The following is a 22570-nucleotide window of genomic DNA, read 5'->3' as shown; positions in this document are numbered from 1 at the left end:
CCGGGTCAAACAGGGCTTGCAGCCCGGATATTCGGCATCGATTGCTATCGGAAATGGAGCTGCATGCGCTTTGCTGAAAAGGGGTGGAGCCGGATTTTCGTCAGAAAATTCGGCGCATGGACTTGCGCTTGTCGGGGCCCGTGCCGGTATACATCCGCTGACTAAATCAGCTGTTCGCCGGGCAGCAGTTCCTTGGCGCCAATGGTGGGCAGCTGGCGCAGTTGCTCGTACAGCGGCGCAAAGTCGGTATCGGCCAGGTTCAGCAGATGGGGCATGTCGTCGATTACGAAATAGGTCTGCTGATAGGTGTCGATCTTGTAGAGCGTGCGCATGGTGCGCTCCAGCTGCAGCGGCAGACGATGCGGCTGCGGGCTGTTGACGCTGTACTCCAGCTCGCCCACGGAGCTGAGAATGCCGGCGCCATAGGCACGCACGCCGCCGTTCTCGCGGATCAGGCCGAATTCCACCGTGTACCAGTACAGGCGCGACAGCATCTCGCAGACGCCGAGCTCGGCGGCCTTGAGGCCGCCCTGACCGTAGGCCTGGATGAAGTCGGCCATGACGGGGTTGAACAGCAGCGGCACATGGCCGAAGAGATCATGAAAGATGTCGGGCTCGACGATGTATTCGAACTCCTCGGGCTTGCGTATCCAGTCGGTGACCGGGAATTTGCGCTGGGCCAGCAGCGAGAAGAACGGCACCTCGGGAATCAGGCCCGGAACGCCCACGATCTCCCAGCCCGTGGCCTTGAATAGTCGCTCGTTGACTTCCTCGAAGCGCGGAATGCGCTCCTTGGCGCCCAGCGAGGGCAGTGCATCAATGAAATGCTGGCTGGCGCGGCCCGGCAGCAGCGCGGATTGACGCTCGTAGAGCCGGTGGTAGGTGTCATGCTCGGCCTCGGTATAGGAGGCATAGTCCTGCGTGCAGGTGTAGTCGGCATGGGCCCGTGTGTAGTCGCCACGTGGTGGTCGATCGGACTGGCCATAGACGACGGGCGCTGCACCTGTGCTGCCGGTCGTGGCGGCGCTGCTCTGGATGTTGTTCATGAGGCACTCCCTGAGATGAGGGGTCGCGAAGGCTGCGGCCGGAGCTCGTGGCCCGGTCGCAGCAGGAAAAAGGAGTGGTGAGCCGGAAGCTGGCTCAGTGCATCTGTATCTGGGCGCGTTTGACGAGCTGCCCGTAGCGGGCGTGCTCGGCCTGCACCAGGCGGGCAAAGTCCTGCAGGCGCAGGTCGTCGCGCACCACGCCCATGGCGTCGAAGTACTGCTGTACCTCGGGTCTTTGCAGCGTCTGCGCAAAGGCGTCCGACCAGCGTCTGGCCTGGCTGTCCGTAATTCCCGCAGTGGCAAAGAGGCCGAACCAGGTGGTCAGATTCATGCCCTTGATGCTGTCGTCCAGGCTGGGGACCTCCGGCAGAGCCGGCAGCGGCGAGCGCCAGGTCACGCCGATGGCCTTGAGTCTGCCGGCGCGCAGATGGGGCAGGGCAGAGGCAATATTGTCGAACATCAGATCGGCCGTGCCTTCGAGCAGAGCCGACAGAGCCGGTCTGGCCCCGCCGAACGGCAGATGCTGCAGCGGCACCTGGGTCAGCGACTGGAACCACTGGCCCGCGATATGGCCGATGCTGCCATTGCCCGCCGACGCATAGCGCAGGGCTTGCCGGTGCTTGGACATGAAGCGCAGCAGATCTTCGGGCGTATAGATGCGCCACTGCATGGCCAGCTCGCTGCGCATGACCAGCACATGGGGCATGCGGGCCACCAGTGTCAGCGGCTGAAAGTCGCGCAGCGGATCGTAGGGCAGCTGGGGGTTGAGCCAGGGCAGGATGGCATGTGTGGCCACGGCGCCCATCAGCAGCATGGGTTCGCGCGCTCCCGCTCTGGCCACCATGGCCGCGCCCGTGGCGCCCCCCTCGCCCGGTACATTGAGTACATTGATGTTGCCCAGGGCCGTGGTTTCCTGCGTCAGCTTGCGCGCCGCACGGTCCAGCGGGCCGCCCGCTGTATAGGGCACGACCAGGGAGAGTTCGTTGCGGCTGCGGCTGGAATTCGACGGCAGGGCGCTCGCATCCCTGGCCGCATGCGCGCTGTCGGCGATCAGAGCGGTCGCTGATGCCACCGCCAGCGACAAGGCCTGACGGCGAGAAAGGTGCGAGGTACCGGCAGGCGCATCCATCCCCGGCGTTCTGCAGTCCTCTGGGGCTGTAGCGGGGAGCTGATGGGGTCGCGGCACTTGATCCTTCCGGGCGTTGAAGCTGGCTGCGACGGCCCACGTCAGACGTGAATGCGGCAGTGCAGCATGACGGAAAGTATAGGGACGGAAACCGGTCGCCACATGGTCCGTTTGACGGAGTGGTAACCATTGGTATCTTTTTGATAAAAGGCGTAGCGCCGGAGCCCGCGCCGGCCATGCTGCCAGCAGCCGGAAGGGGCAGATGCAGGCCGGGAGGGCGCATGGTCGACTCCGCCGTAGCTCAGGTCTTGAGCACGCCGCGGCGCATCTGATCGAGCTCCATGGTCTCGAACAGGGCCTTGAAATTGCCTTCGCCAAAGCCGCTATTGCCCTTGCGCTGGATGAATTCGAAGAAGATGGGGCCCAGCTGGTTTTCGCTGAAGATCTGCAGCAGCAGTTCGCCGGGCTGGCCGTCCACCAGGATATTGCGCGCCAGCAGCTCGGGAACGGGTTCCTGCAGGTCCGGGATGCGCTTGGGCAGCAGCTCGTAATAGGTCTCGCTGGTGTTCAGCAGCTTGATGCCGTTCATCTGCAGGCCGTCCACGGTGTCGTATAGATTGGTCGAGCCCAGCGCGATGTGCTGTATGCCTTCGCCGTGGTACATGTCCAGGTATTCCTGGATCTGGCCGGCCTTGTCGTTGCCTTCCTCGTTGATGGGAATACGGATCTTGCCGCAGGGGCTGGTCATGGCCTTGCTCTTGACGCCTGTGGCCTGGCCTTCGATGTCGAAGTAGCGGATCTCGCGGAAGTTGAAGATGCGCTCGTAGAACTCGGCCAGCTCGGCCATGCGGCCGCGGTAGACGTTGTTGGTCAGGTGGTCGATATAGGTCAGGCCCAGGCCCTCGGGGTGCAGATCGGCACCGGGCAGGGGCTCGAAGTCCACGTCGAAAAAGCTGATATTGCCCAGATCGCCGTCCTTGGCACCATTCTTGCCGCGCCATTTGTCGATGAAATAGATCAGGGAGTCGCCAATGCCCTTGATGGCGGGAATGCTCAGTTCGCCGGGAGCGGCCTGCTGGGCATAGCCCCAGGCACCCAGCGAGGTGGCGCGCTCATAGGCGTACTTGGCATCATTGACACGCACGGCGATGGCACAGACGCTGGGGCCGTGCAGACGTGCGAAGCGCTGGGCAAAGCTGTCGGGCTCGGCATTGATGATGAAGTTGATCTCGCCCTGGCGATAAAGGGTCACGTTCTTGCGGCGGTGCTTGGCGATAGCCTGAAAGCCCATGCGTTCGAACAGCTGACCCATGGCCACGGGATCGGGGGCGGCATATTCGACGAACTCGAAGCCGTCCGTTCCCATGGGGTTGTCCCAGGTCTGGAATGGGCTAGCGTTGCTTTGGGGCAGTGGGGCGTTCATGGCAGAGGTCTCCATCGGGAAGGGGCACAACACATGAAGAACAGGTGTCGACGATGGATTCACTGTAGGACAGGCAGCTGGCAAGCTTCATGCAAAAATGCCTTGGCAGTAAACCTGCCTTTGCATGAAAATTGCGCAAAAATTCGATTTCATGCAATTTAAATGGTTATCAAGGGTTAACCATTAATAAAAACTGCGCTGTTTTTATAATCTGCCGCCATGAGTCCCATGCACACCATCGACAAACTGGATAAGGCGATTTTGCGCCGATTGCAGGCCAATGGCCGAGAAACTTACGACGTCATCGGGGAGCAGGTCGGTCTGTCGCCCAGCGCCGTGCTGCGCCGAGTCAAGCGGCTGGAGGAAAACGGCGTCATCGACCGCTATGTAGCACTGGTACAGCCCGAGACCGTGGGCCTGGGTCTGACGGCCTATATCAATGTGCGCCTGGAAAAATACACCGAAACCAGCAAGCGCAATCCCATGGACGTGTTCCGCGCCAGCGTACAGACCTGGCCCGAGGTGGTGGAGTGTGTCTCCCTCACTGGCGAGATGGACTATCTGCTGCGGGTGGTGGTGGCGGACATGCAGCATTACAGTCGTTTCATCATGGACACGCTGCTCAAACATCCCAGCGTGCAGGACTGCAAAACCAGCTTTGTCATGGACCGGGTCAAGGTCACGACGGCCGTGCCGCTCTAAGCCTTCGCAGAGGTCCCTCATACGGACCATGGCCTAGCCGGAAATAGACGCTAAGGTGTTGAATTAACGCAAAATCCTTACAAGATTGTTGCAATGCAATATGGTGCTTGTGAAGATTCGGGTTTTTACCTATATTTCAGGCTATGAACCTCCCCAAAGACTGGTTGACATCGCCCTGGCAGGCTGGCTCCGGCTGGCTGCGAGACATGGGCAAGTCCCATGGCGCCGAGCGTCGCTCGCCGTCCTTGGTCCCCATCCGTTCGCTGAGTCCGCGTCACCGCGACCGCATCACCAAGCATCTGCTCAAGCTGGATTCGCGTGATCGCTATCTGCGCTTTGGCTATGCGGCCAATGACGAACAGGTGCGTCGCTATGTCGAGCAGCTCGATTTCGAGCGCGACGATATCTTCGGCATCTTCAACCGCCGCCTGGAATTGATCTCCATGGCGCATCTGGCCTTTGCCGGCCACCCCGAGCATGAGAAATGCGCGGAGTTCGGCGTCTCCGTGCTCAAGAGTGCACGCGGCAAGGGGCTGGGTGCACGTCTGTTCGCGCGTGCAGTGCTGCATGCGCGCAGCAAGAACGTGAGCATGATGTTCATCCATGCGCTGTCCGAGAACACGGCCATGCTCAAGATTGCGCGCAACGCGGGTGCCACCGTCAAGCGAGAAGGCTCGGAATCCGAAGCCTATCTGGAGCTGCCGCCTGCCGACTTCGAGACCCATGTCAGCGACCTGGTGACCGAGCATCTGGGCGAGATGGACTATCAGCTCAAGAAGCAGGCCGTCAATTTCTGGACTTTTCTGGCCGGTGTGCAGGAAGTGCGCAAGGGTGTGCAGGAAGGCCGCCATAAATCAGGCGAGTAAGTCGGCTTGTGAAGCAGGCAACGCTGCAGCCCAATAAAGACAAGTGCAAGCAGCTATCAAAATAGCTTTTTCCGAGCGCCCTCGGTGACAGCTGGTCATGGCTTTTGTGAGCTAGCAAGCCGTCTGTCAACACAATCCGTTATTCTTGGGGACTTGTTTGACTACCGCACGTCCTGCACTCCAAGACAGTGTCTGACCCCCATCCTGCGCGACTTCCCGAGAAGGAAGACAAGCGAAGCTTCCTGCAAAAGGTGGCTGAGTTCATTCATCCGGCACCGGAATCTCCCGATGAACTGATCGAAACCCTGGCCGAAGCCGAAGACAATCAGGTCATCGGCACCGAGTCTCGCGTCATGCTGGAACGCGTGATTCGCATGGCCGACATGAGCGCCGGAGAGGTCATGGTGGCTGCGCCACGCATGGATCTCATCAATATCGACGCTCCGTATGAAGAAATCCTGCACCAGGTTCTCACCACGGCGCATTCGCGCTTTCCGGTCTACCAGGGCGAGCGCGAGAACATCATTGGCATTCTCATGGCCAAGGATTTGCTCAAGTTGCAGCGTTCTCCCACCCTGAATATTCGTGCTCTGGTGCGGCCCGCCGTCTTCGTTCCCGAGAGCAAGGGCCTGAACGATCTGCTGCGCGAGTTCCGCGCCAATCGCAACCATCTGGCGGTGGTCATCGACGAGTTTGGCCGTGTGGCCGGTCTGGTGACGATTGAGGATGTGCTGGAAGAAATCGTCGGCGAGATCGAGGACGAGTTCGACATCCCCGAGGATGAGGGCGATATCTTTGCCCTGGCCGACAACAGCTACCGCGTGGCAGGCGATGCCAGCATCGAACATGTGAGCGAGGAGTTCGAAACCACGCTGCATGCCAGCGACCCCGATGCCGAGTTCGACACCATCGGGGGCCTCATCGCGCACGAAATCGGACATATGCCCAAGCGCGGCGAGCAGGTCCACCTGGGCGGGCTGGAGTTCACCGTGCTCCACACCAAGGGCGGCGCGGTGCGCTGGTTCAAGGTGGTGCGCGATCCTTCGCCGGACAGCCTTGTTCGCAACTGATCGCGACTTGCGCAAATCCGGGTCAGGCCTGGGGTGATGCCGGTGGAAATACCGGTTGTACCTCTTGGTTTGCACAAGTCCTGGCCATACCTCGTATGCTTGAATTCACCCAACCACCCGGTTGGGTGTTTTGCTCTTGCCAGCCGATTCCTATGACCACCTCTGCCCCCACCGTTCAGACTGCTTCTGCCAGGCCTCATGGCTGGATGAGTGCGCTGTTGCTAGTCCTTGCAGGCGGCCTGCAGGCTCTTTCGCTGGCCTGGCCCTGGGCTCGCGGTCAGGGCGACGGCTGGTTGAGCCTGGTTGGAGGCTACGGTCGTCCGCTGTGGTGGCTGCAGATTCTGTCGCTGGCGGTGCTGGTTCATGCGCTGCTGGCTGCCCGCTCCGCGGCCCAAGCGGCAGGCCGGGCCTGGTTGTTTGGCACGGCATGGCTTGTGGCTACCTTCTGGTGGCTGTTCATTTCCATGCACACCTATGGCGGATTGGCCGCGCCACTGGCCGTGGCTGCCGTGCTGGCGCTGGCGGGCTTTCTGGGTGGCTATTACGCTGTGGCTGCATGGTGTTTCAAGCGTCTGGCGCAGATCCCTGTCGCGCTATCGACCCTGGTTTTTACGGCACTGTGGACACTGGCCGAACTCGCGCGCGGCTGGCTCTGGACCGGTTTCCCCTGGGGAGCCGGCGGCTATGCCCATGTGGAGGGCCCGCTGTCCATGCTGCCGCGCTGGATAGGCGTCTACGGCACTGGGTTTGTCGCTGCCTGGGCTGCGGCCTGGTTGGCGCTGCTGGTCTGGCGCGCCCAGACCAGGGGCGTGGTGCTGAGTTTCGTGCCAGCCCTGGCATCCGCATTGGCCTTGGGCCTGGTATGGGGCGGGCTCTGGTGGTCGCGCGACAGCGCCGTTGCCGCGCCCGGCCAGCAGCCCGGCATGAGCGTGGAGCTTCTGCAGGGCAATATTCCCCAGGATGAGAAGTTCGAGCTGGGCTCGGGCGTGGTGGTCGCACTGCGCTGGTATGCCCAGCAGCTGCATGACGCCAGTGCTCAGTTGGTGGTGGCGCCCGAGACGGCCATTCCGCTGCTGCCTCAGCAGCTTCCCGAGGGCTATCTGGATTTCGTGCGTGCACCTTTTGTCGCCAAGGACTCCAACCGCGCGGCCCTGGTGGGGCTGCCGCTGGGCAACTGGGACAAAGGCTTTACCAATACGGTCGAAGGCTGGCTGCCCGGACAGACCCAGGCCTATCAGTACGACAAGCATCACCTGGTGCCGTTCGGCGAGTTCATTCCGCCCATGTTCCGCTGGTTCACGGAACTGATGAATATTCCGCTAGGCGACTTCAATCGCGGCGCACTGGGCCAGCCATCCATGAGCTGGGCTGGCGAGCGCCTGTCACCCAATATCTGCTACGAGGACTTGTTCGGTGAAGAGCTGGCGGCCCATTTCGGCAATGCGGCGACGGCACCCACGGTGCTGGTCAATCTGAGCAATATCGGCTGGTTTGGGGACTCCGTGGCCATTGATCAGCATCTGTCCATCAGCCGCATGCGTGCACTGGAGTTCGAGCGCCCCATGTTGCGCGCAACGAATACCGGAGCCACCGTGGTGATCGATCACAGGGGGCAAGTGGTGAAAGCACTGGCACCGTTCGAACGCGCAGTATTGCAGGGCCGGGTTCAGGGGCGCGACGGCCTGACGCCTTATGCCCGCTGGGTACATGCCCTGGGTCTGTTGCCTCTGACGCTGCTGTGCCTGGTGCTGTGCGCGCTGGCCTGGCGGCTGACGAAAAGAGCGCAGAAGGCGTAGTGGCGCGCACGGAATAAGCCACGCTGACATCAGCGGCTGTGGCATTTGTGGCAGAGTCTTGGGCCTGAAAACGGGTATTGTGTCCCGGGTAGGGCTGCGAGCCTTGATAATCCCCGGTTGTACCGCCCTGAGTGGGCGCGCGCAGCGGGCGCGGGTCCCGTCACCCAAATATAGAGTAACAGGTAGCTTGCACAGGCTGCCGCGGAGCAATTGAGAGAATGGCTGAATCTTTTTCCTACGAACAACTGATCGCGTCCGGCGAAGGCAAGCTGTTTGGTGCCGATAGCGGACGTCTGCCCCTGCCTCCCATGCTGATGTTCGATCGCATCACACATATCTCCGAGGACGGCGGTGCCCACGGTCTGGGCAAGATTGTTGCGGAACTGGACGTCAGGCCCGACCTGTGGTTCTTTGATTGCCACTTTCAGGGCGACCCCGTCATGCCCGGCTGCCTGGGCCTGGACGCCATGTGGCAACTGATCGGTTTTTACCTGACCTGGCTGCGCCTGCCGGGTCGTGGTCGCGCCCTGGGCGCCGGTGAAGTCAAGTTCACCGGTGAAGTAGGCCCCGACGTCAAACTCGTGACATATGAAATTGATATCAAGCGAGTGATCAAGCGCAAGCTGAACATGGCCATCGGCGACGCACGCCTGCTGGCCGACGGTAAGGAAATTTACGTGGCCAATGACCTGCGCGTGGGTCTGTTCCTGCGTGAAGGTGATGCCAAGGGAACGGCAGCATGAGCAAGAAGCGGGTAGTGATCACCGGCGCGGGCATTGTCTCGTGCATCGGAAATGACCTGGCAACCGTGGAGGCCTCGCTGCGCGAGGGCAAGAGCGGTATCAAGGCCATGCCCCAGTTCACGGAGCTGGGCATGCGCTCGCAGGTGGCAGGCATTCCCGAGATCGATATCGAGGCGCGCATCGACCGCAAGCAGCTGCGCTTCATGGGCGATGCTGCGGCCTATTCGCAGATCGCTCTCGAAGACGCGATCAAGCAAGCCGGTCTCACGCCAGAACAGGTGAGCAACCCGCGCACCGGTCTGATCATGGGCTCGGGCGGCGGCTCGCCGGCCAATCAGATCGAGGCAGCCGATACGCTGCGTGAAAAAGGTATTCGCCGCGTGGGCCCTTACCAGGTCACACGCTGCATGAGCTCCACGGTGTCGGCCTGCCTGGCAACCAACTTCAAGGTCAAGGGCATCAACTATTCCATCACCTCGGCCTGCTCCACCTCGGCCCACTGCATCGGCGCTGCGGCCCAGCAGATCGCCTGGGGCATGCAGGATGTGATGTTTGCCGGCGGCGGCGAAGAGCTGTCCTGGGGCATGTCGCTGCTGTTTGACGGCATGGGTGCCATGTCCAGCAAGTACAACGAGACACCCGAGAAAGCCTCACGTGCCTACGATGCCAACCGTGACGGCTTTGTGATCGCCGGCGGCGGCGGTGCGGTGGTGCTCGAAAGCCTGGACCATGCGCTGGCACGCGGTGCCAACATCCTGGCCGAAGTGGTGGGCTTTGGTGCCACCAGCGATGGCGAGGACATGGTCGCTCCCTCGGGCGACGGCGCCATCGCCTGCATGAAGCAGGCCATGGAAACCGTGGATGCGCCCATCGACTACATCAACACCCATGGCACATCGACCCCTGTGGGCGATATGCAGGAAGTGCGTGCCATGCGCGAGCTGTTCGGCGACCAGGTGCCTGCGTTCTCGTCCACCAAGTCGCTGACCGGCCACTCGCTGGGCGCGACCGGTGTGCAAGAGGCGATTTACTGCCTGATCATGCTGAACAAGGGCTTTATCGCAGGGTCCGTGAACGTGGACACACCCGATCCGCTGCTGGGCGATATGCCTCTGGTCACCCAGACCCGGGATGCCGAGCTCAAGACCGTGCTGTCCAACAGCTTTGGCTTTGGCGGCACCAATGCCTCCCTGGTGCTCAAGCGCTGGGAAGGCCAGTAAGCTGGCATCCTTGGATCGCAAGCCCGCTTGGCCTTGAGGTAAGCGGGCTTTTTTCTGTCATCGACTACCGTCTCTCTCATGAAGATCGCAATTCTTGACCGTGATGGCACCCTGAACCAATGGGGTGCCCAAGGCTTCATTGGACGGCCCGATGAATGGGTTGCAGTCCCCAGCGCTCTGGAGGCTGTTTCGCGCCTGAACCGTGCCGGCTGGCATGTGGTGGTCGCCACCAATCAGCCGGGGCTGGGCCGCGGACTGTTCGATGTGATCGAGCTCAATGCCGTGCATGCCAAGATGCACCGGGAGATGGCTGCCGTCGGCGCCCGGGTGGAGGCCGTGTTTTTCTGCCCCCATGCTCCCGATGAAGAATGCCAGTGCCGCAAACCCGGCGCAGCGCTGTTCGAGCAGATTGCCGACCGCTACGGTGCGGAAGGCCATGAGATCTGGGCCATTGGCAGCGGTGTCGAGCATTTGCAGGCGGGTCAGGCACTGGGGGCCCATCTGGTGTTTGTGGAGTCCACTGCCAGGCCCGAGTGCAGCAGCGATGCCGATCTTCCCGAAGGCAGCGAGCGCTATCCCGATCTGGAGGCCGTGGTGAATAGGCTGCTGCCGCTTGGGGGGGATGAGGATACTCAGCCCCTGGATTCGGCGCCTGCCCCGCATTGAGTTCGGGTTTCAGGTCAAAATAGACTCAACTGCTTGAAAGAGCAGCGCAAGCTGCTATGTTTCTTGTCGATAACCGTGCCAAATCAATGGGCCAGGCCTCAGGTCTGCGCTCACGTCCTTCGATTGCTGTCATGTCCCTGATTCGCTCTGTCCTCCATATGCTGTGGATGGCCATTACCGTCATTCCCTACACTTTCGCGGTGCTGCTGGCCAAGTGGACCAGCGGTTCGTCGGCCAAGGCATATAGCGCTGCTCGCGCCTGGCTCAAGCTATCGGTGGACAGCGCCCGCGTGATCATGGGAGTCCGGTATCAGGTGCAGGGCATGGAGAACCTGCCTGCGGACCCGAATCAGGGGGTGGTACTGCTGGTCAAGCACCAGTCCACTTACGAGACCTTTCTCATGCCCGCCATCATGCCGCGCCCGCTGGCCTATGTGTTCAAGAAGGAGCTGCTGAAGGTGCCGTTCTTTGGTTGGTCCATTGGTGCGCTGGACATGATTCACATCGACCGGGCCCAGCGTTCGCGCGCCTTTCACAAGGTGGTGGAACAGGGCAAGCGCCTGCTCGATCAAGGCATCTGGGTCATCATGTTTCCCGAAGGCACACGTGTCAATCGTGGCGAAGTGGGAGAGTACAAGACCGGTGCCACCCGTCTGGCCATCATGACGGGCGCACCCGTGGTGCCGATTGCCGTCACCTCGGCCAAGTGTTGGCCGCGCAAGGCCTTTATCAAAAAGCCTGGCGTGGTGGATGTGTCCATCGGCAAGCCCATTGCTTCGGTGGGTCGCAAGCATGATGAATTGATGGCCGAAGTCGAGGCCTGGATAGAGTCCGAAATGCAGCGCCTGGACCCTGAGGCTTATCGTAAATAACGCAAAACTGCCCATGTCCACAGGCGATAGCTTGCAGCAAGCTTGGCAATGGCTGGTGCCGCCTGTGGTGGAGGATGGGCGGGGCGGGCTGATGCCCCGCAGGCGCCGACCCACCGGCCCTGAGGCCACCGCACAGCGTTCGGAGCAAGCCGAGCTGGAATTTGAGAGAAATCGGATCGAAACGCTTGCCGGAATTGCGGTGGATGCTATTGATTTAGAGAAAAACGAGGCCGCCACCTTCCTCGTACATCCGGAAGCCAGCCACAGCGCCAGGTTGCAGGGGCGTGAGGTGGCTTATCTGCTGCGCCGTTCGGCGCGCCGCAGCATAGGCTTCAGCGTAGGGCAGCAAGGTCTTGAAGTCACCGCTCCGCAATGGGTGGCCATGCCCGAGATCGAATCAGCGCTGCAGACCAAGGCCGGCTGGATCGTGCGCAAGCTGCAGGAAGCAGGCCAGCGACAGCAGATCAAACAGGAGGCACGCATTCTCTGGCAGGACGGGGGCGTGCTGGACTATCTGGGACAGCCTATGACCTTGCGGCTGACAGGAGGGGCATCCACTCTGTTGGCGACTCGCCAGACGCACCGAGAGCAGGGGGCCGATGGATCGCAAAGCCTGCATCTGCCTTTGCCAGCGCAGGCGCCGGCGGCCCAGGTGCGCGCAGCCGTTCAGGCCTGGATACTGCGCGAGGCACGCAGCTATTTCACGGCCCGCATGCTGCACCATGCGGCCACCATGGATGTGCGCTGGAATGCGCTGCGCCTGACTAGCGCCAGCACGCGCTGGGGCAGCGCCAACAGCAGCGGAATCATTCGTCTGAACTGGCGGCTGATGCAGCACAGCCCGCAAATCATCGACTATGTGGTGGTGCACGAGCTCGCACATCTGCACCATATGGACCACAGCCCACAGTTCTGGGCGGTGGTGGCGCAGGTGCTGCCCGACTGGAAGCAGTTGCGCAGAGCATTGAGAGACCGGCCTCTGCCCGCCTGGGAATAGAGGCAACGACCAAGACGAGGAATGAAATGAGCAATACCACCCAGATTCAACCCGCAGCCGGCTATGCGGGTGATGTGCCGCCAGAGCTGGCCTGGCAATGGCTGCAGGCTGGCGAGGCGGTGCTGGTCGATGTGCGCACCGATGCCGAGCGTGAGTGGGTGGGCAAGGTGCCGGGCGCTGTCGCCGTGGCCTGGAAACAATGGCCAGGCATGGCCGCCAACCCGAACTTTGATGCTGAGCTGCGAGCTGCAGTCCCCGAGGGCCGGAAAGTGGTGCTGCTGTGCCGCAGCGGAGTGCGCTCTGTGGCGGCGGCCCAGCGTGCAGCCGGTCTGGGGATCGAGGCCTACAACATTCTTGAGGGTTTCGAAGGCGATGTGGATGCCAGCGGCCAGCGCGGCCGGCTCGGAGGCTGGCGCAAGCGCGGCCTGCCCTGGCATCAGTAAGATGCAGGGCTTGGGCCGCTGCTTCTAGTCCGGCCGGTAGCCATTGGGGTTCTGGCTTTGCCAGCGCCATGTGTCGGCGCACATGGTGTCCAGATCATGCTCGGCTTGCCAGCCCAGGGTTTTGAGGGCGTGTTCGGGGTCGGCGTAATAGCTTGGCAGGTCGCCGGGGCGTCGCTCGGTAATGGCGTATGGAATGGCCTTGCCACAGGCCTTCTCGAAGGCGTGCAGGACGTCTAGCACGCTAAAGCCCTTGCCGGTGCCCAAGTTGAAGGTCATGACGCCGGGCTCAAGCTTTTCCAGGGCCTTGACATGTCCGCGGGCAAGATCCACGACATGCAGATAGTCGCGCACTCCCGTGCCGTCCGGTGTGTTGTAGTCGCCGCCAAAAATCTGCAACTTGTCTCTTCTGCCTACTGCAACCTGTGCGATGTAGGGCAGCAGATTGTTGGGAATATCTGCGGGGTCTTCACCGATCAAGCCACTTGGGTGTGCTCCGATGGGGTTGAAATAGCGCAGCACAGCCATGCTCCATTTGGAGTCCGAGTGCGCCAGGTCGGCAAGGATTTCCTCGGCCATGAGCTTGGTCCGCCCATAGGGATTCATGGCTGCCGTGGGGTGCTTTTCGTCATAGGGCAGGTATTGGGGTGTGCCATAGACGGTGGCAGACGAGCTGAAGACAAGCTTGTGTATCGCCAGACTTTGCATCGCGCGCAGTAGGACCAGGGTTCCGTTGACGTTGTTGTCGTAGTAGTCGAGCGGGTGTGTTGAGGATTCGCCCACGGCCTTCTTGCCGGCAAAGTGCATAACACTGTCAATGCCATGCTCCCGCAATGCCTGCTCGAGTGCCGCCTGATCTCGTACATCGCCATGGATGACCGCAATGGTGTGTCCCGTGATTTTCTCCACACGATGGATGGCTTCGGGATGGCTGTTGCTGAAGTTGTCAAAAATCACAACTTCATGGCCCCGGCCTATCAGTTCGATGGCGGTATGGCTGCCGATATAGCCGGCACCACCTGTGAGCAGAGTTTTCATAAACGGCAGTCTAGCTTTTGCGTCAATGAAAAAAGCGCTCATCCGAGCGCTTTCATGTGTAACCGTACCGGTAGAGCCGGACTTAAGGCGCCGGAATGCGCAGCTTCTGGCCCGGATAAATCCTGTCCGGATTGCTGAGCATGGGCTTGTTGGCTTCAAAAATCACGTTGTACTTGTTGGCGTCGCCATAGTACTTCTTGGAGATGGCTGACAGCGTGTCGCCACGCACCACATCGTGGTACTGGGCTTCTGGCTCGGGGTTGGTAACCGTCATCAGGTTGTCCACGGATTGAACATTGGCCACATTGCCGCAGCACAGCGTCACTTTTTCCTTGGTGGCCTGAGTGGGGGCGATCCCGTTGACCGTCACCTTGCCTTGAGAGCCATCGAACTGGACCTGCAGGTCGGATACGCCAAGATTCTGGGTATTGATATAGCTGGCGATTGCTTGAGCCGCCTTGGCATTCAAGTCTTCGGCTGGGACAGCCGCATGTGCGTCGCTGCCGCCAAACAGTTTTTCTCCGGCTTCCTTGATGAAACTGAACAGACCCATGGTTTCGACTCCTCAAAAGTAGTGGAAGAAAGCGGTTCACTTTAACGGGAAATCGAAATGATTCCTTGCAGGATATGGACTGAGCGCTTTCTTTGACAATTTCCCGCCCGCTTGTAATGAATGTGACAAGCGGCTGCCTGTCACAGAGAAAAGTGCTGATAATCCGCCGCATGACATTTTTGGCCATAGACATTGGCAACACCCGTTTGAAGTGGGCCATGTATGAAGATCATCGCCCAGGTGCTGCCTTGCTGGCCCATGGGGCGGAGTTCCTGGAGCATATAGAGCGTCTGGCAGAAGGTGCCTGGGCGGGGCTGCCGGCTCCAGAGCGCATGCTGGGCTGCGTGGTTGCCGGTGAGACGGCAAGGCGTCGCGTGCACGAGCAGATCGAACTCATGCTGGGCTGGAATCTCGAGCCTCAGTGGGTGGTTCCTTCCGTTGCAGAAGCTGGCGTGACCAATGGCTACGACCATCCCTCCAGGCTGGGGGCGGATCGCTGGGTGGCAATGATTGGTGCGCGTCACCACATGTTGCAATTGGGCAAGGCTAGGCCTTTGATCACGGTTATGGTGGGTACAGCAGTGACGGTCGATGCCATGGACGCGCAAGGCCATTTTCTGGGCGGCCTGATCATTCCTGGGCATGGCATCATGCTCAGGGCCCTCGAAGGTGGTACTGCGGGCCTGCATGTGCCGACCGGTGAAGTCCGATGCTTTCCCAAGAACACCAGCGATGCGCTGACCAGCGGCGGTACTTATGCGATTGCAGGTGCCGTGGAGCGCATGTACCAGCATCTGGCGGAGCACTGCGGCGCAGAGCCTATGTGCATCATGGCGGGCGGCGCCGGCTGGAAAATGTCTCCCAGCATGACCCGACCTTTTGAGCTGATCAACAACCTGATCTTTGATGGCCTGCTGGTAATGGCCGAAAAGCGCTGGGGCTGAGCGTGCCAGGTTCGATAGCCGTGGTGCGATCACTGAAACCGAGAGGCGGCTCTCTATGATTTTCGTGACAGGTGGTGCAGGCTTTATCGGCGCCAACTTTGTTCTCGACTGGTTGGCGCATGCGAGCGAGCCCGTGGTCAATATCGACAAGCTGACCTATGCGGGAAATCTCGAGAATCTGGCCAGCCTGAAGGGCGACGCCCGCCATGTGTTTGTCCAGGCCGATATCGGCGATAGCTTAAAGCTTGCGCAATTGCTGGAGCAGCACCAGCCTCGCGCCGTGGTGAACTTTGCGGCCGAGTCGCATGTGGACCGTTCCATCCGTGGCCCCGAGGACTTCATACAGACCAATGTGCTGGGTACTTTCCGTCTGCTGGAGGCGGTGCGGGCCTATTGGAATGGCCTGGAAGGCGAGGCCAAGGCCGGCTTCCGTTTTTTGCATGTCTCCACCGACGAGGTCTATGGAACGCTGGCGCCCACGGACCCTGCGTTTACCGAAGAGCACAATTACGAGCCCAACAGCCCGTACTCGGCCAGCAAGGCGGCTTCCGACCATCTGGTGCGGGCCTGGCATCACACCTACGGCCTGCCGGTGCTGACCACCAATTGCAGCAACAACTACGGCCCGCTGCACTTCCCCGAAAAGCTGATCCCGCTGGTCATTGTCAATGCGCTGGCAGGCAAGCCGCTGCCCATCTACGGCGACGGCATGCAGGTGCGTGACTGGCTGTATGTGCGAGACCATTGCAGCGCCATTCGCCGTGTGCTGGAGGCCGGGCAGCTGGGCGAGACCTATAACGTGGGCGGCTGGAACGAGAAGGCCAATATCGATATCGTCAAGACCGTGTGCAGCTTGCTCGACGAGCTGCGCCCGCGCGCCGATGGCAAGACCTATGCCGAGCAGATCACCTATGTGACCGACCGTCCTGGTCATGATCGCCGCTATGCGATCGATGCACGCAAGCTGGAACGTGAGCTTGGCTGGAAGCCTGCCGAGACCTTCGAGACCGGCATCCGCAAGACCGTGCAGTGGTATCTGGCCAACCCCGAGTGGGTGGCCAATGTGCAGTCGGGCGCCTACCGCGACTGGGTGCAAAAGCAGTACACCGGCGAGGCTTCGGAATGAAGCTGCTGCTGCTGGGCAAGAACGGTCAGGTCGGCTGGGAGCTGCATCGCAGTCTTGCCCCTCTGGGTGAGGTGATTGCACTGGACCGGCAGAGCGTGAATGTGGATGGAAATGGCCTGTGCGGCGATGTCAGCGATCTGCAGACGCTGGCGCAGACCATTCGTAGCGTACGCCCGGATGTGATCGTCAATGCCGCAGCGCATACGGCAGTGGACAAGGCCGAGAGCGAGCCGGATCTGGCCCTGCGCCTGAATGCCGAGGCGCCCGAAGTCATGGCACAGGAAGCCAAAAGCCTGGGCGCCTTGCTGGTGCATTACAGCACCGACTATGTCTTTGATGGCTCCGGCAGTGCGGCGCGCAAGGAGGGTGATGCGACCGGGCCGCTCTCGGTCTATGGCCGCACCAAGCTCGAAGGCGAGCAGCGGATTGCGGCCACGCATTGCCGCCATCTGATTTTTCGTACCAGCTGGGTCTATGCAGCGCGTGGCGGCAACTTTGCCAAGACCATGTTGCGCCTGGCGCAGGAGCGTGAAGCGCTCAGCGTGATCAACGATCAATGGGGCGCGCCGACCGGCGCCGATCTGATCGCCGATGTCACGGCCCATGCCGTGCGCCATATGAGTGCTCATGAAGGCGATGGCGGTCTCTACCATTTGGTTGCCGCAGGGGAAACCAATTGGCATGTCTATGCCAGTCATGTGATCGAACGCGCTCAAAGCCTGCGCCCGGATCTGGACTGGAAGGTGCAAAGCATTGCCGCCGTGCCGACCACGGCCTTCCCGACACCGGCCGAGCGACCCTTGAACTCGCGTCTGGATACGCAAAAGCTGCAAACGACAATGCAATTGCATCTGCCAGCATGGCAGCATGGCGTGGAGCGCATGCTGCGCGAGATCCTGTAATTTTCAAAAACTCGCTTCCATTGCATACCTGTAAGGTGTTGGAAGCCATTCATCGATTCATCATGACGACACAGCGCAAAGGCATCATTCTGGCTGGCGGCTCCGGTACTCGTTTGCACCCCGCCACCCTTGCCATCAGCAAGCAGCTGCTGCCGATCTACGACAAACCCATGATCTACTACCCGCTGAGCACGCTGATGCTGGCGGGTATCCGGGACATTCTGATCATCAGCACGCCGCAGGACACGCCGCGCTTCGAGCAACTGCTGGGCGATGGCAGCCAGTGGGGCCTGAATCTTCAATATGCTGTGCAGCCCAGCCCGGATGGCCTGGCGCAGGCCTTTCTGATTGGCGAGGAATTCCTCGACGGCGCTCCCAGTGCCCTGGTGCTGGGGGACAACATCTTCTACGGCCACGATTTCCAGTCGCTGCTCAAAAAAGCGAATACAAGGCACGAAGGCGCCACGGTGTTTGCCTACCATGTGCGAGATTCCGAGCGCTATGGCGTGGCTGAGTTTGATGCTGCAGGCAAGGTGCTGTCGCTCGAAGAAAAGCCCAAGCAGCCTAAGAGCAACTATGCGGTCACCGGTCTGTATTTCTATGACGAGCAGGTGGTGGAGCTAGCCAAGCAGGTCAAGCCTTCAGCGCGGGGCGAGCTGGAGATTACGGATCTCAACGGCATGTATTTGCAGCAAGGCAAGCTCAATGTCGAACTCATGGGGCGAGGTTATGCCTGGCTGGATACCGGTACCCATGACAGCCTGCTCGAAGCCGGGCAATTCATTGCCACCTTGCAGCAGCGCCAGGGTCTGAAAGTGGCCTGTCCGGAAGAAATCGCCTATCGCCAGAAATGGATTGATGCCGCTCAGTTGGAGAAGTTGGGCCAGGCACTGGTCAAGAATGGCTATGGTGAATATCTGCTGCAGGTGCTCAGGGAAAAGGTGCGCGTATGAAGTTCACGCCTTTGGCGATTCCCGATGTCCTTCTGATCGAGCCCAAGGTGTTTGGGGATGCGCGCGGCTTTTTTCTGGAAAGTTTTCGCCAGGACCTCTTCAACCAGGGCACGGGTACCAGCCACGCGTTTGTTCAAGACAACCACAGCCGCAGCAGCAAGGGCGTGCTGCGCGGGCTGCACTACCAGCTGCCGCCCCATGCCCAGGGCAAGCTGGTGCGTGTGATCTCGGGTGCGGTGTTTGATGTGGCCGTGGATATCCGCCGCAGCTCGCCCACTTTTGGCCAATGGGTGGGCGCGGAGCTGAGTGCCGAGAATCACCACCAGCGCTGGATTCCGCCGGGCTTTGCCCACGGCTTTGTGGTGCTCAGCGACACTGCGGACTTTGTCTACAAGACCACGGCCTATTACGCGCCCGAGTCGGATCGGGGCCTGCTCTGGAACGATCCAGACCTGGGTATTGCCTGGCCCCAGCTCGATATCGAGTTTTCCTTGTCCGATAAGGACAGGAATCAGCCCGCATTCAAGCAAGCCGAACTGTTCGATTAGCGCTTGCTTGATTCAGCCATCTGCAGAAATGGCTGAATCAGCTGCGCATCGCATCGCTCGCGCAGGCAGTACAGGTATTCGGGCAGGCAAGGCACCTCGCCTTTCAGATCAAGCAGGACGAGGTCCGGGTGGGCCGACGCTTCGTGCCGCGCAAAAATGCTGATGCCCATCTGGCGGATCACGGCTTCGCGTATGGATTCGCGGCTGGCAATTTCCAGAATCCGCTGCGGGCTGACCTGGGCGGCTTCCAGCATCTGCTCGGTCATCTGCCGGGTCATGGAGCCGCGCTCGCGCAGGATCAGCGTGTTCTTTGCCAGATCCCTGATGGCGACAGACTTCTGCCCGGCCAGCGCATGCTGCCGGTGCACCACCAGTGCCAGCGGGTCGCGCCCCAGCTCCAGGCGCAGCAGGCGCGGATCGGTGTCCAGATGCGAAGAGGTCGCCAGATCCACCTGGTACTCGGCCAGCGCCTGAATCATCTGGCGCGAATTGCCATTGACGATGCTCACCTCCACCAGTGCATATTGCTGCTGATAGCGCTTGACGATGTCCAGCACATAGTAGGGTGCGGTGGCGCCTATGCGCAGTTGGCCCTGGTTGACATGACCCGACTGGCGCAGCGCCGATTCGATCTGGGCCGACTGCAGCAACAGCTTCTCTATCCCGGGCAGCAGCTTCAGGCCCGCATCGGTGATGGCCAGCCTTCCGCTCTGGCGCGTGAACAGCTCGACCTCATACTGCTCCTCCAGGGCCTTGATCTGCGCCGTGACCGTGGGCTGGCTCAGCCCCAGCTGGCGCGCAGCCTGCGTAATGCTGCCGAGACGGGCGACCCAGAAAAAGGATTTGAGCTGTGTGGCAAACATGACCAAGTCTTCAAGAAAGCAGTCCCCGGATTTCAACATGAACGCTGCAGCCGGCAACGCGGATGGTTTGCTTTGATATCAATAGCTGCTTACGCTTGTATGTGTTTGTATTTGGATGGTTTTATATATAAATATGAGACAAATAAAGCGCAATATGCTTTTGAATCAATAGCATATCGATGACGGACGCTGGCACGGCGCGCTGACTACAAAGTTTGCTGATGACATCCTTGGCAGATTTCAGTTCTGTGACACCAGCGTTTCACAGTGAGTTTCTACAGTTCCCTCATGTCGCAAACGGCCGCGTTGGTCGGGCGGCAAAGATCAATCCAAGGGACTGTCATTCATGCGTCACGCTTTTGCACCCGCCACTCGCCGCTTCACCTTGAGTGCTGTTGCCACGGTTGCCACGGCCTTGTTGGGCCTGGCTTCCGCCGCCCAGGCCAGGACCGATCTGCTGGTGTATTCGGCCCTGGAGGCCGACCAGATCAAGGCCTATAAAGCGGATTTTGAAAAAGCCCATCCCGAGATCGAACTGAAGTTCGTGCGTGACAGCACAGGCATCATCACCGCCCGTCTGCTGGCCGAAAAAGCCAACCCTCAGGCCGATGTGATCTGGGGCGTGGCCGCTACTTCGCTGATGCTGCTGGACAAGCAAGGCATGCTGCAGCCCTATGCGCCCAGGAACCTGGCCAGGGTGCGCTCCAGCATGCGCGATGCAGCAGCCACGCCGAGCTGGGTGGGCATGGATCTGTGGTCGTCCACCGTCTGCTTCAACACCGTGGAAGGCCAAAAACGCAAGCTGCCCACGCCAGCCACCTGGGTCGACCTGACCAGGCCCGAGTTCAAGGGTGCGATCACCATGCCCCACCCGGCGTCCAGCGGCACGGGCTATCTGATGGTGGCCGCGTGGCTGCAGATGATGGGCGAGGACAAGGGCTGGGCTTATATGGATGCGCTGCACCAGAACATCGGCGTCTACACGCACAGCGGCTCCAAGCCCTGTCGCCAGGCCGGCGCGGGCGAGTTTCCCGTGGGCCTGAGCTTTGAATACCGCGCCAACAAGACCAAGAAGGATGGCGCGCCCATCGACATCGTCTTCCCCCGGGAAGGCCTGGGCTGGGATGTGGAAGCCACGGCCATTTTGAAGACCAGCAAAAAGCAGGAGGCTGCCAAGGCCCTGGCCGACTGGGCTGTGACGCCCGATGCCAACAAGCTCTACGCAGCCAACTTTGCCGTGCTGGCCTTGCCCGAGGCCCAGGAAAAGCACGAGTTCATTCCGGCCGATCTGGAAAAGCGCCTGGCCAAAAACGACTTCAACTGGGCAGCGGCTAACCGCGATCGTATCTTGGCCGAATGGTCGCGTCGGTACGAAGCCAAGGCGGAGAAGAAATAACACCCCCTGAGGCGCTTCGCCTTGGCGGCGCCGCGCCTTCCCCCTCTCTGGCGCTGAGCGCCGGAGGGGGACGATAGCCTCGCTGCGGGGCTGCCCTTGCTCGCTGTCACTGGCGAAACGGGTCTGCACATGCAGCGGTGGGCATTTCGAGCGATACAGATCGGAACGACCTTCGGATTGTTTGCACGTTGAAAGAGATACATGCTGCGCATTGACCATATCGCCAAGCAGTACAGGGACCAGCCGGTGCTGCGCGACATTGACCTGTTGGTGGAGGGGGGCGAGTTCGTCAGCCTGCTGGGTCCTTCGGGCTGCGGCAAGACCACGCTGCTGCGCATTCTGTGCGGCATCGAGCAAGCCGACGCGGGCCGCATTCTGTTTCAGGGCGAGGACATCACGCGCTGGCCCGCCGCACGCCGGGGCTTTGGCGTGGTGTTCCAGAGCTACGCACTGTTTCCGAACCTGACGGCGGCCCAGAACGTGGCTTTCGGCCTCAAGGGCCAACCCGTGGCGCAAGTGCAGGCCCGGGTGCAGGAGATGCTGGCTCTGGTAGGCCTGGGTGCGCAGGCGCAGCGCTACCCGGCGCAATTGTCGGGCGGCCAGCAGCAGCGCATTGCGCTGGCCCGCGCACTGGCGCCGCGCCCGCGCCTGCTGTTGCTGGACGAGCCGCTGTCCGCACTGGATGCCCAGGTGCGCACCGAGCTGCGCAGCGAAATCCGCCAGTTGCAGCGTCAGTTGGGCATTGCCTGCGTGATGGTCACGCACGACCAGGAAGAAGCGCTCTCCATGGCCGACCGCGTGGTGTTGATGCACCAGGGGCGTATCGAGCAGCAGGGCTCGCCCGAGCAGCTCTACGCCAAGCCGGTCAGCCACTTTGCGGCCGGTTTTGTGGGTCGCATGAATCTGCTGCCCGCCGTGGCCGAGTCGGGCGACGCGGTGCGCGTGGGCGAGGGACGGCTTGAATGCAGCACTGCCGGCTTTGAGGCCGGTGATGGCTTGCTGGTGGGCGTGAGGCCCGAGAGCGTGGTGCTGCACCCGGCCCAGCCTGCAGCACTGCCCAATCTGTTTCGCGCACGGGTGGTCGAGACCTCATTCCTGGGCTCGCTGGTCCTGGTGCGCGTGTTCAGCCCCACGCTGCAATGCCAGATCGATGTTCAATGGCCGCTGCGCCATGACGCGCGTCTGCCCGACTGGCTGCAGGGCGAGGTGCTGGTGGAGTTGCCGGCTGCCGCGCTGCAGTCGCTGGCAGCCCCCGAGCTTCTGCGAAAGGCGGCATGAGC

At 61.1% G+C, this 22570-nt stretch carries 23 protein-coding genes; 17 read left to right on the top strand and 6 right to left on the bottom strand.

Going from position 1 to position 22570, the window contains the following annotated elements; translation table 11 throughout:
- Positions 1-161: 161 nt before the first annotated feature.
- The 3 genes from phhA to hppD form a co-directional block, all read right to left on the bottom strand.
- The gene (gene phhA, locus DJFAAGMI_RS11040; protein WP_211457177.1) at positions 162-1046 is read right to left on the bottom strand and encodes a phenylalanine 4-monooxygenase; all 885 of its coding nucleotides are present in this window, start codon (positions 1044-1046) and stop codon (positions 162-164) included.
- Between the two features lie 94 nt (positions 1047-1140).
- Positions 1141-2175, bottom strand: a complete 1035-nt coding sequence (locus DJFAAGMI_RS11035; RefSeq protein WP_211457176.1) for a Bug family tripartite tricarboxylate transporter substrate binding protein — start codon at positions 2173-2175, stop codon at positions 1141-1143.
- Between the two features lie 298 nt (positions 2176-2473).
- On the bottom strand, positions 2474-3595 hold the full coding sequence (hppD, locus tag DJFAAGMI_RS11030) for a 4-hydroxyphenylpyruvate dioxygenase (RefSeq protein ID WP_043006862.1): 1122 nt from the start codon (positions 3593-3595) through the stop codon (positions 2474-2476).
- Positions 3596-3814: 219 nt separating this feature from the next.
- On the opposite strand from hppD, the gene DJFAAGMI_RS11025 reads away from it, so the two are divergent.
- The 10 genes from DJFAAGMI_RS11025 to DJFAAGMI_RS10980 all read left to right on the top strand — a co-directional run bounded on the left by DJFAAGMI_RS11025 (position 3815) and on the right by DJFAAGMI_RS10980 (position 12970).
- Complete coding sequence (locus DJFAAGMI_RS11025) at positions 3815-4297, top strand: Lrp/AsnC family transcriptional regulator (protein ID WP_003050977.1); 483 nt, start codon at positions 3815-3817, stop codon at positions 4295-4297.
- Positions 4298-4440: 143 nt separating this feature from the next.
- On the top strand, positions 4441-5163 hold the full coding sequence (locus DJFAAGMI_RS11020; RefSeq protein WP_211457175.1) for a GNAT family N-acetyltransferase: 723 nt from the start codon (positions 4441-4443) through the stop codon (positions 5161-5163).
- A gap of 188 nt (positions 5164-5351) precedes the next feature.
- The gene (locus DJFAAGMI_RS11015) at positions 5352-6233 is read left to right on the top strand and encodes an HlyC/CorC family transporter (RefSeq protein ID WP_211457174.1); all 882 of its coding nucleotides are present in this window, start codon (positions 5352-5354) and stop codon (positions 6231-6233) included.
- A 152-nt stretch (positions 6234-6385) separates the two neighbouring features.
- A complete protein-coding gene (lnt, locus tag DJFAAGMI_RS11010) occupies positions 6386-8029 on the top strand; it encodes an apolipoprotein N-acyltransferase (RefSeq protein ID WP_419095609.1) in 1644 nt (547 codons plus the stop codon).
- 218 nt (positions 8030-8247) lie between these two features.
- Positions 8248-8772 carry a 3-hydroxyacyl-[acyl-carrier-protein] dehydratase FabA gene (gene fabA, locus DJFAAGMI_RS11005; protein WP_003050986.1) on the top strand — a complete coding sequence of 175 codons (525 nt, stop codon included), beginning with the start codon at positions 8248-8250 and terminating at the stop codon, positions 8770-8772.
- Positions 8769-9992: a beta-ketoacyl-ACP synthase I gene (gene fabB, locus DJFAAGMI_RS11000; protein WP_114863304.1), complete on the top strand. Its 1224-nt coding sequence runs from the start codon at positions 8769-8771 to the stop codon at positions 9990-9992. Before fabA ends, fabB begins: the two co-directional genes overlap by 4 nt.
- A gap of 78 nt (positions 9993-10070) precedes the next feature.
- Positions 10071-10658, top strand: coding sequence for a D-glycero-alpha-D-manno-heptose-1,7-bisphosphate 7-phosphatase (locus tag DJFAAGMI_RS10995; RefSeq protein WP_211457173.1), 588 nt, complete (start codon positions 10071-10073; stop codon positions 10656-10658).
- Between the two features lie 131 nt (positions 10659-10789).
- The gene (locus DJFAAGMI_RS10990) at positions 10790-11530 is read left to right on the top strand and encodes a lysophospholipid acyltransferase family protein (RefSeq protein ID WP_211457172.1); all 741 of its coding nucleotides are present in this window, start codon (positions 10790-10792) and stop codon (positions 11528-11530) included.
- A 13-nt stretch (positions 11531-11543) separates the two neighbouring features.
- The gene (locus DJFAAGMI_RS10985; RefSeq protein WP_211457171.1) at positions 11544-12527 is read left to right on the top strand and encodes a M48 family metallopeptidase; all 984 of its coding nucleotides are present in this window, start codon (positions 11544-11546) and stop codon (positions 12525-12527) included.
- A 26-nt stretch (positions 12528-12553) separates the two neighbouring features.
- The gene (locus DJFAAGMI_RS10980; protein WP_211457170.1) at positions 12554-12970 is read left to right on the top strand and encodes a rhodanese-like domain-containing protein; all 417 of its coding nucleotides are present in this window, start codon (positions 12554-12556) and stop codon (positions 12968-12970) included.
- 24 nt (positions 12971-12994) lie between these two features.
- Here DJFAAGMI_RS10980 and galE read toward each other — a convergent pair whose 3' ends face one another.
- Together galE and lysM are read right to left on the bottom strand one after the other, a co-directional pair.
- Positions 12995-14005, bottom strand: coding sequence for a UDP-glucose 4-epimerase GalE (gene galE, locus DJFAAGMI_RS10975; protein ID WP_211457169.1), 1011 nt, complete (start codon positions 14003-14005; stop codon positions 12995-12997).
- An 82-nt stretch (positions 14006-14087) separates the two neighbouring features.
- Positions 14088-14558 (bottom strand): peptidoglycan-binding protein LysM, encoded by a 471-nt coding sequence (lysM, locus tag DJFAAGMI_RS10970; RefSeq protein ID WP_211457168.1) that lies wholly within the window; start codon positions 14556-14558, stop codon positions 14088-14090.
- A gap of 170 nt (positions 14559-14728) precedes the next feature.
- Here lysM and DJFAAGMI_RS10965 point away from each other — a divergent pair, with 170 nt between their 5' ends.
- The 5 genes from DJFAAGMI_RS10965 (at position 14729) to rfbC (ending at position 19031) form a co-directional block, all read left to right on the top strand.
- Positions 14729-15502: a type III pantothenate kinase gene (locus DJFAAGMI_RS10965; RefSeq protein WP_211457167.1), complete on the top strand. Its 774-nt coding sequence runs from the start codon at positions 14729-14731 to the stop codon at positions 15500-15502.
- Positions 15503-15557: 55 nt separating this feature from the next.
- On the top strand, positions 15558-16628 hold the full coding sequence (gene rfbB, locus DJFAAGMI_RS10960; protein ID WP_211457166.1) for a dTDP-glucose 4,6-dehydratase: 1071 nt from the start codon (positions 15558-15560) through the stop codon (positions 16626-16628).
- A complete protein-coding gene (gene rfbD, locus DJFAAGMI_RS10955; RefSeq protein WP_211457165.1) occupies positions 16625-17530 on the top strand; it encodes a dTDP-4-dehydrorhamnose reductase in 906 nt (301 codons plus the stop codon). The genes rfbB and rfbD overlap by 4 nt, the downstream gene beginning before the upstream one ends.
- A 62-nt stretch (positions 17531-17592) precedes the next feature.
- Positions 17593-18483 carry a glucose-1-phosphate thymidylyltransferase RfbA gene (gene rfbA / locus DJFAAGMI_RS10950; protein ID WP_211457164.1) on the top strand — a complete coding sequence of 297 codons (891 nt, stop codon included), beginning with the start codon at positions 17593-17595 and terminating at the stop codon, positions 18481-18483.
- Complete coding sequence (rfbC, locus tag DJFAAGMI_RS10945) at positions 18480-19031, top strand: dTDP-4-dehydrorhamnose 3,5-epimerase (protein ID WP_211457163.1); 552 nt, start codon at positions 18480-18482, stop codon at positions 19029-19031. The genes rfbA and rfbC overlap by 4 nt, the downstream gene beginning before the upstream one ends.
- Here rfbC and DJFAAGMI_RS10940 read toward each other — a convergent pair.
- Positions 19028-19894: a LysR substrate-binding domain-containing protein gene (locus tag DJFAAGMI_RS10940; RefSeq protein WP_211457162.1), complete on the bottom strand. Its 867-nt coding sequence runs from the start codon at positions 19892-19894 to the stop codon at positions 19028-19030. The two genes, rfbC and DJFAAGMI_RS10940, sit on opposite strands and share 4 nt — an antisense overlap.
- A gap of 346 nt (positions 19895-20240) precedes the next feature.
- Between DJFAAGMI_RS10940 and DJFAAGMI_RS10935 the strand changes: the two genes are divergently transcribed.
- Both DJFAAGMI_RS10935 and DJFAAGMI_RS10930 read left to right on the top strand, forming a co-directional pair.
- Positions 20241-21290, top strand: coding sequence for a putative 2-aminoethylphosphonate ABC transporter substrate-binding protein (locus tag DJFAAGMI_RS10935; RefSeq protein WP_211457161.1), 1050 nt, complete (start codon positions 20241-20243; stop codon positions 21288-21290).
- A gap of 201 nt (positions 21291-21491) precedes the next feature.
- A complete protein-coding gene (locus DJFAAGMI_RS10930; protein WP_211457160.1) occupies positions 21492-22568 on the top strand; it encodes an ABC transporter ATP-binding protein in 1077 nt (358 codons plus the stop codon).
- Positions 22569-22570: the final 2 nt, after the last annotated feature.

The sequence above is a fragment of the Comamonas brasiliensis genome, from assembly GCF_018292285.1.
Taxonomy (GTDB): domain Bacteria; phylum Pseudomonadota; class Gammaproteobacteria; order Burkholderiales; family Burkholderiaceae_C; genus Comamonas; species Comamonas brasiliensis.
The sequence above is the reverse complement of the archived record's forward strand: the minus strand, read 5'-3'. Positions and strand labels throughout refer to the sequence as shown.

What these genes read in the sequence shown, in the direction of transcription:
- phhA (WP_211457177.1), bottom strand. Translation starts at nt 1,046, where the DNA reads ATGAACAACATCCAGAGCAGCGCCGCCACGACCGGCAGCACAGGTGCA.
- DJFAAGMI_RS11035 (WP_211457176.1), bottom strand. Translation starts at nt 2,175, where the DNA reads ATGGATGCGCCTGCCGGTACCTCGCACCTTTCTCGCCGTCAGGCCTTG.
- hppD (WP_043006862.1), bottom strand. Translation starts at nt 3,595, where the DNA reads ATGAACGCCCCACTGCCCCAAAGCAACGCTAGCCCATTCCAGACCTGG.
- DJFAAGMI_RS11025 (WP_003050977.1), top strand. Translation starts at nt 3,815, where the DNA reads ATGAGTCCCATGCACACCATCGACAAACTGGATAAGGCGATTTTGCGC.
- DJFAAGMI_RS11020 (WP_211457175.1), top strand. Translation starts at nt 4,441, where the DNA reads ATGAACCTCCCCAAAGACTGGTTGACATCGCCCTGGCAGGCTGGCTCC.
- lnt (WP_419095609.1), top strand. Translation starts at nt 6,386, where the DNA reads ATGACCACCTCTGCCCCCACCGTTCAGACTGCTTCTGCCAGGCCTCAT.
- fabA (WP_003050986.1), top strand. Translation starts at nt 8,248, where the DNA reads ATGGCTGAATCTTTTTCCTACGAACAACTGATCGCGTCCGGCGAAGGC.
- fabB (WP_114863304.1), top strand. Translation starts at nt 8,769, where the DNA reads ATGAGCAAGAAGCGGGTAGTGATCACCGGCGCGGGCATTGTCTCGTGC.
- DJFAAGMI_RS10995 (WP_211457173.1), top strand. Translation starts at nt 10,071, where the DNA reads ATGAAGATCGCAATTCTTGACCGTGATGGCACCCTGAACCAATGGGGT.
- DJFAAGMI_RS10990 (WP_211457172.1), top strand. Translation starts at nt 10,790, where the DNA reads ATGTCCCTGATTCGCTCTGTCCTCCATATGCTGTGGATGGCCATTACC.
- DJFAAGMI_RS10985 (WP_211457171.1), top strand. Translation starts at nt 11,544, where the DNA reads ATGTCCACAGGCGATAGCTTGCAGCAAGCTTGGCAATGGCTGGTGCCG.
- DJFAAGMI_RS10980 (WP_211457170.1), top strand. Translation starts at nt 12,554, where the DNA reads ATGAGCAATACCACCCAGATTCAACCCGCAGCCGGCTATGCGGGTGAT.
- galE (WP_211457169.1), bottom strand. Translation starts at nt 14,005, where the DNA reads ATGAAAACTCTGCTCACAGGTGGTGCCGGCTATATCGGCAGCCATACC.
- lysM (WP_211457168.1), bottom strand. Translation starts at nt 14,558, where the DNA reads ATGGGTCTGTTCAGTTTCATCAAGGAAGCCGGAGAAAAACTGTTTGGC.
- DJFAAGMI_RS10965 (WP_211457167.1), top strand. Translation starts at nt 14,729, where the DNA reads ATGACATTTTTGGCCATAGACATTGGCAACACCCGTTTGAAGTGGGCC.
- rfbB (WP_211457166.1), top strand. Translation starts at nt 15,558, where the DNA reads ATGATTTTCGTGACAGGTGGTGCAGGCTTTATCGGCGCCAACTTTGTT.
- rfbD (WP_211457165.1), top strand. Translation starts at nt 16,625, where the DNA reads ATGAAGCTGCTGCTGCTGGGCAAGAACGGTCAGGTCGGCTGGGAGCTG.
- rfbA (WP_211457164.1), top strand. Translation starts at nt 17,593, where the DNA reads ATGACGACACAGCGCAAAGGCATCATTCTGGCTGGCGGCTCCGGTACT.
- rfbC (WP_211457163.1), top strand. Translation starts at nt 18,480, where the DNA reads ATGAAGTTCACGCCTTTGGCGATTCCCGATGTCCTTCTGATCGAGCCC.
- DJFAAGMI_RS10940 (WP_211457162.1), bottom strand. Translation starts at nt 19,894, where the DNA reads ATGTTTGCCACACAGCTCAAATCCTTTTTCTGGGTCGCCCGTCTCGGC.
- DJFAAGMI_RS10935 (WP_211457161.1), top strand. Translation starts at nt 20,241, where the DNA reads ATGCGTCACGCTTTTGCACCCGCCACTCGCCGCTTCACCTTGAGTGCT.
- DJFAAGMI_RS10930 (WP_211457160.1), top strand. Translation starts at nt 21,492, where the DNA reads ATGCTGCGCATTGACCATATCGCCAAGCAGTACAGGGACCAGCCGGTG.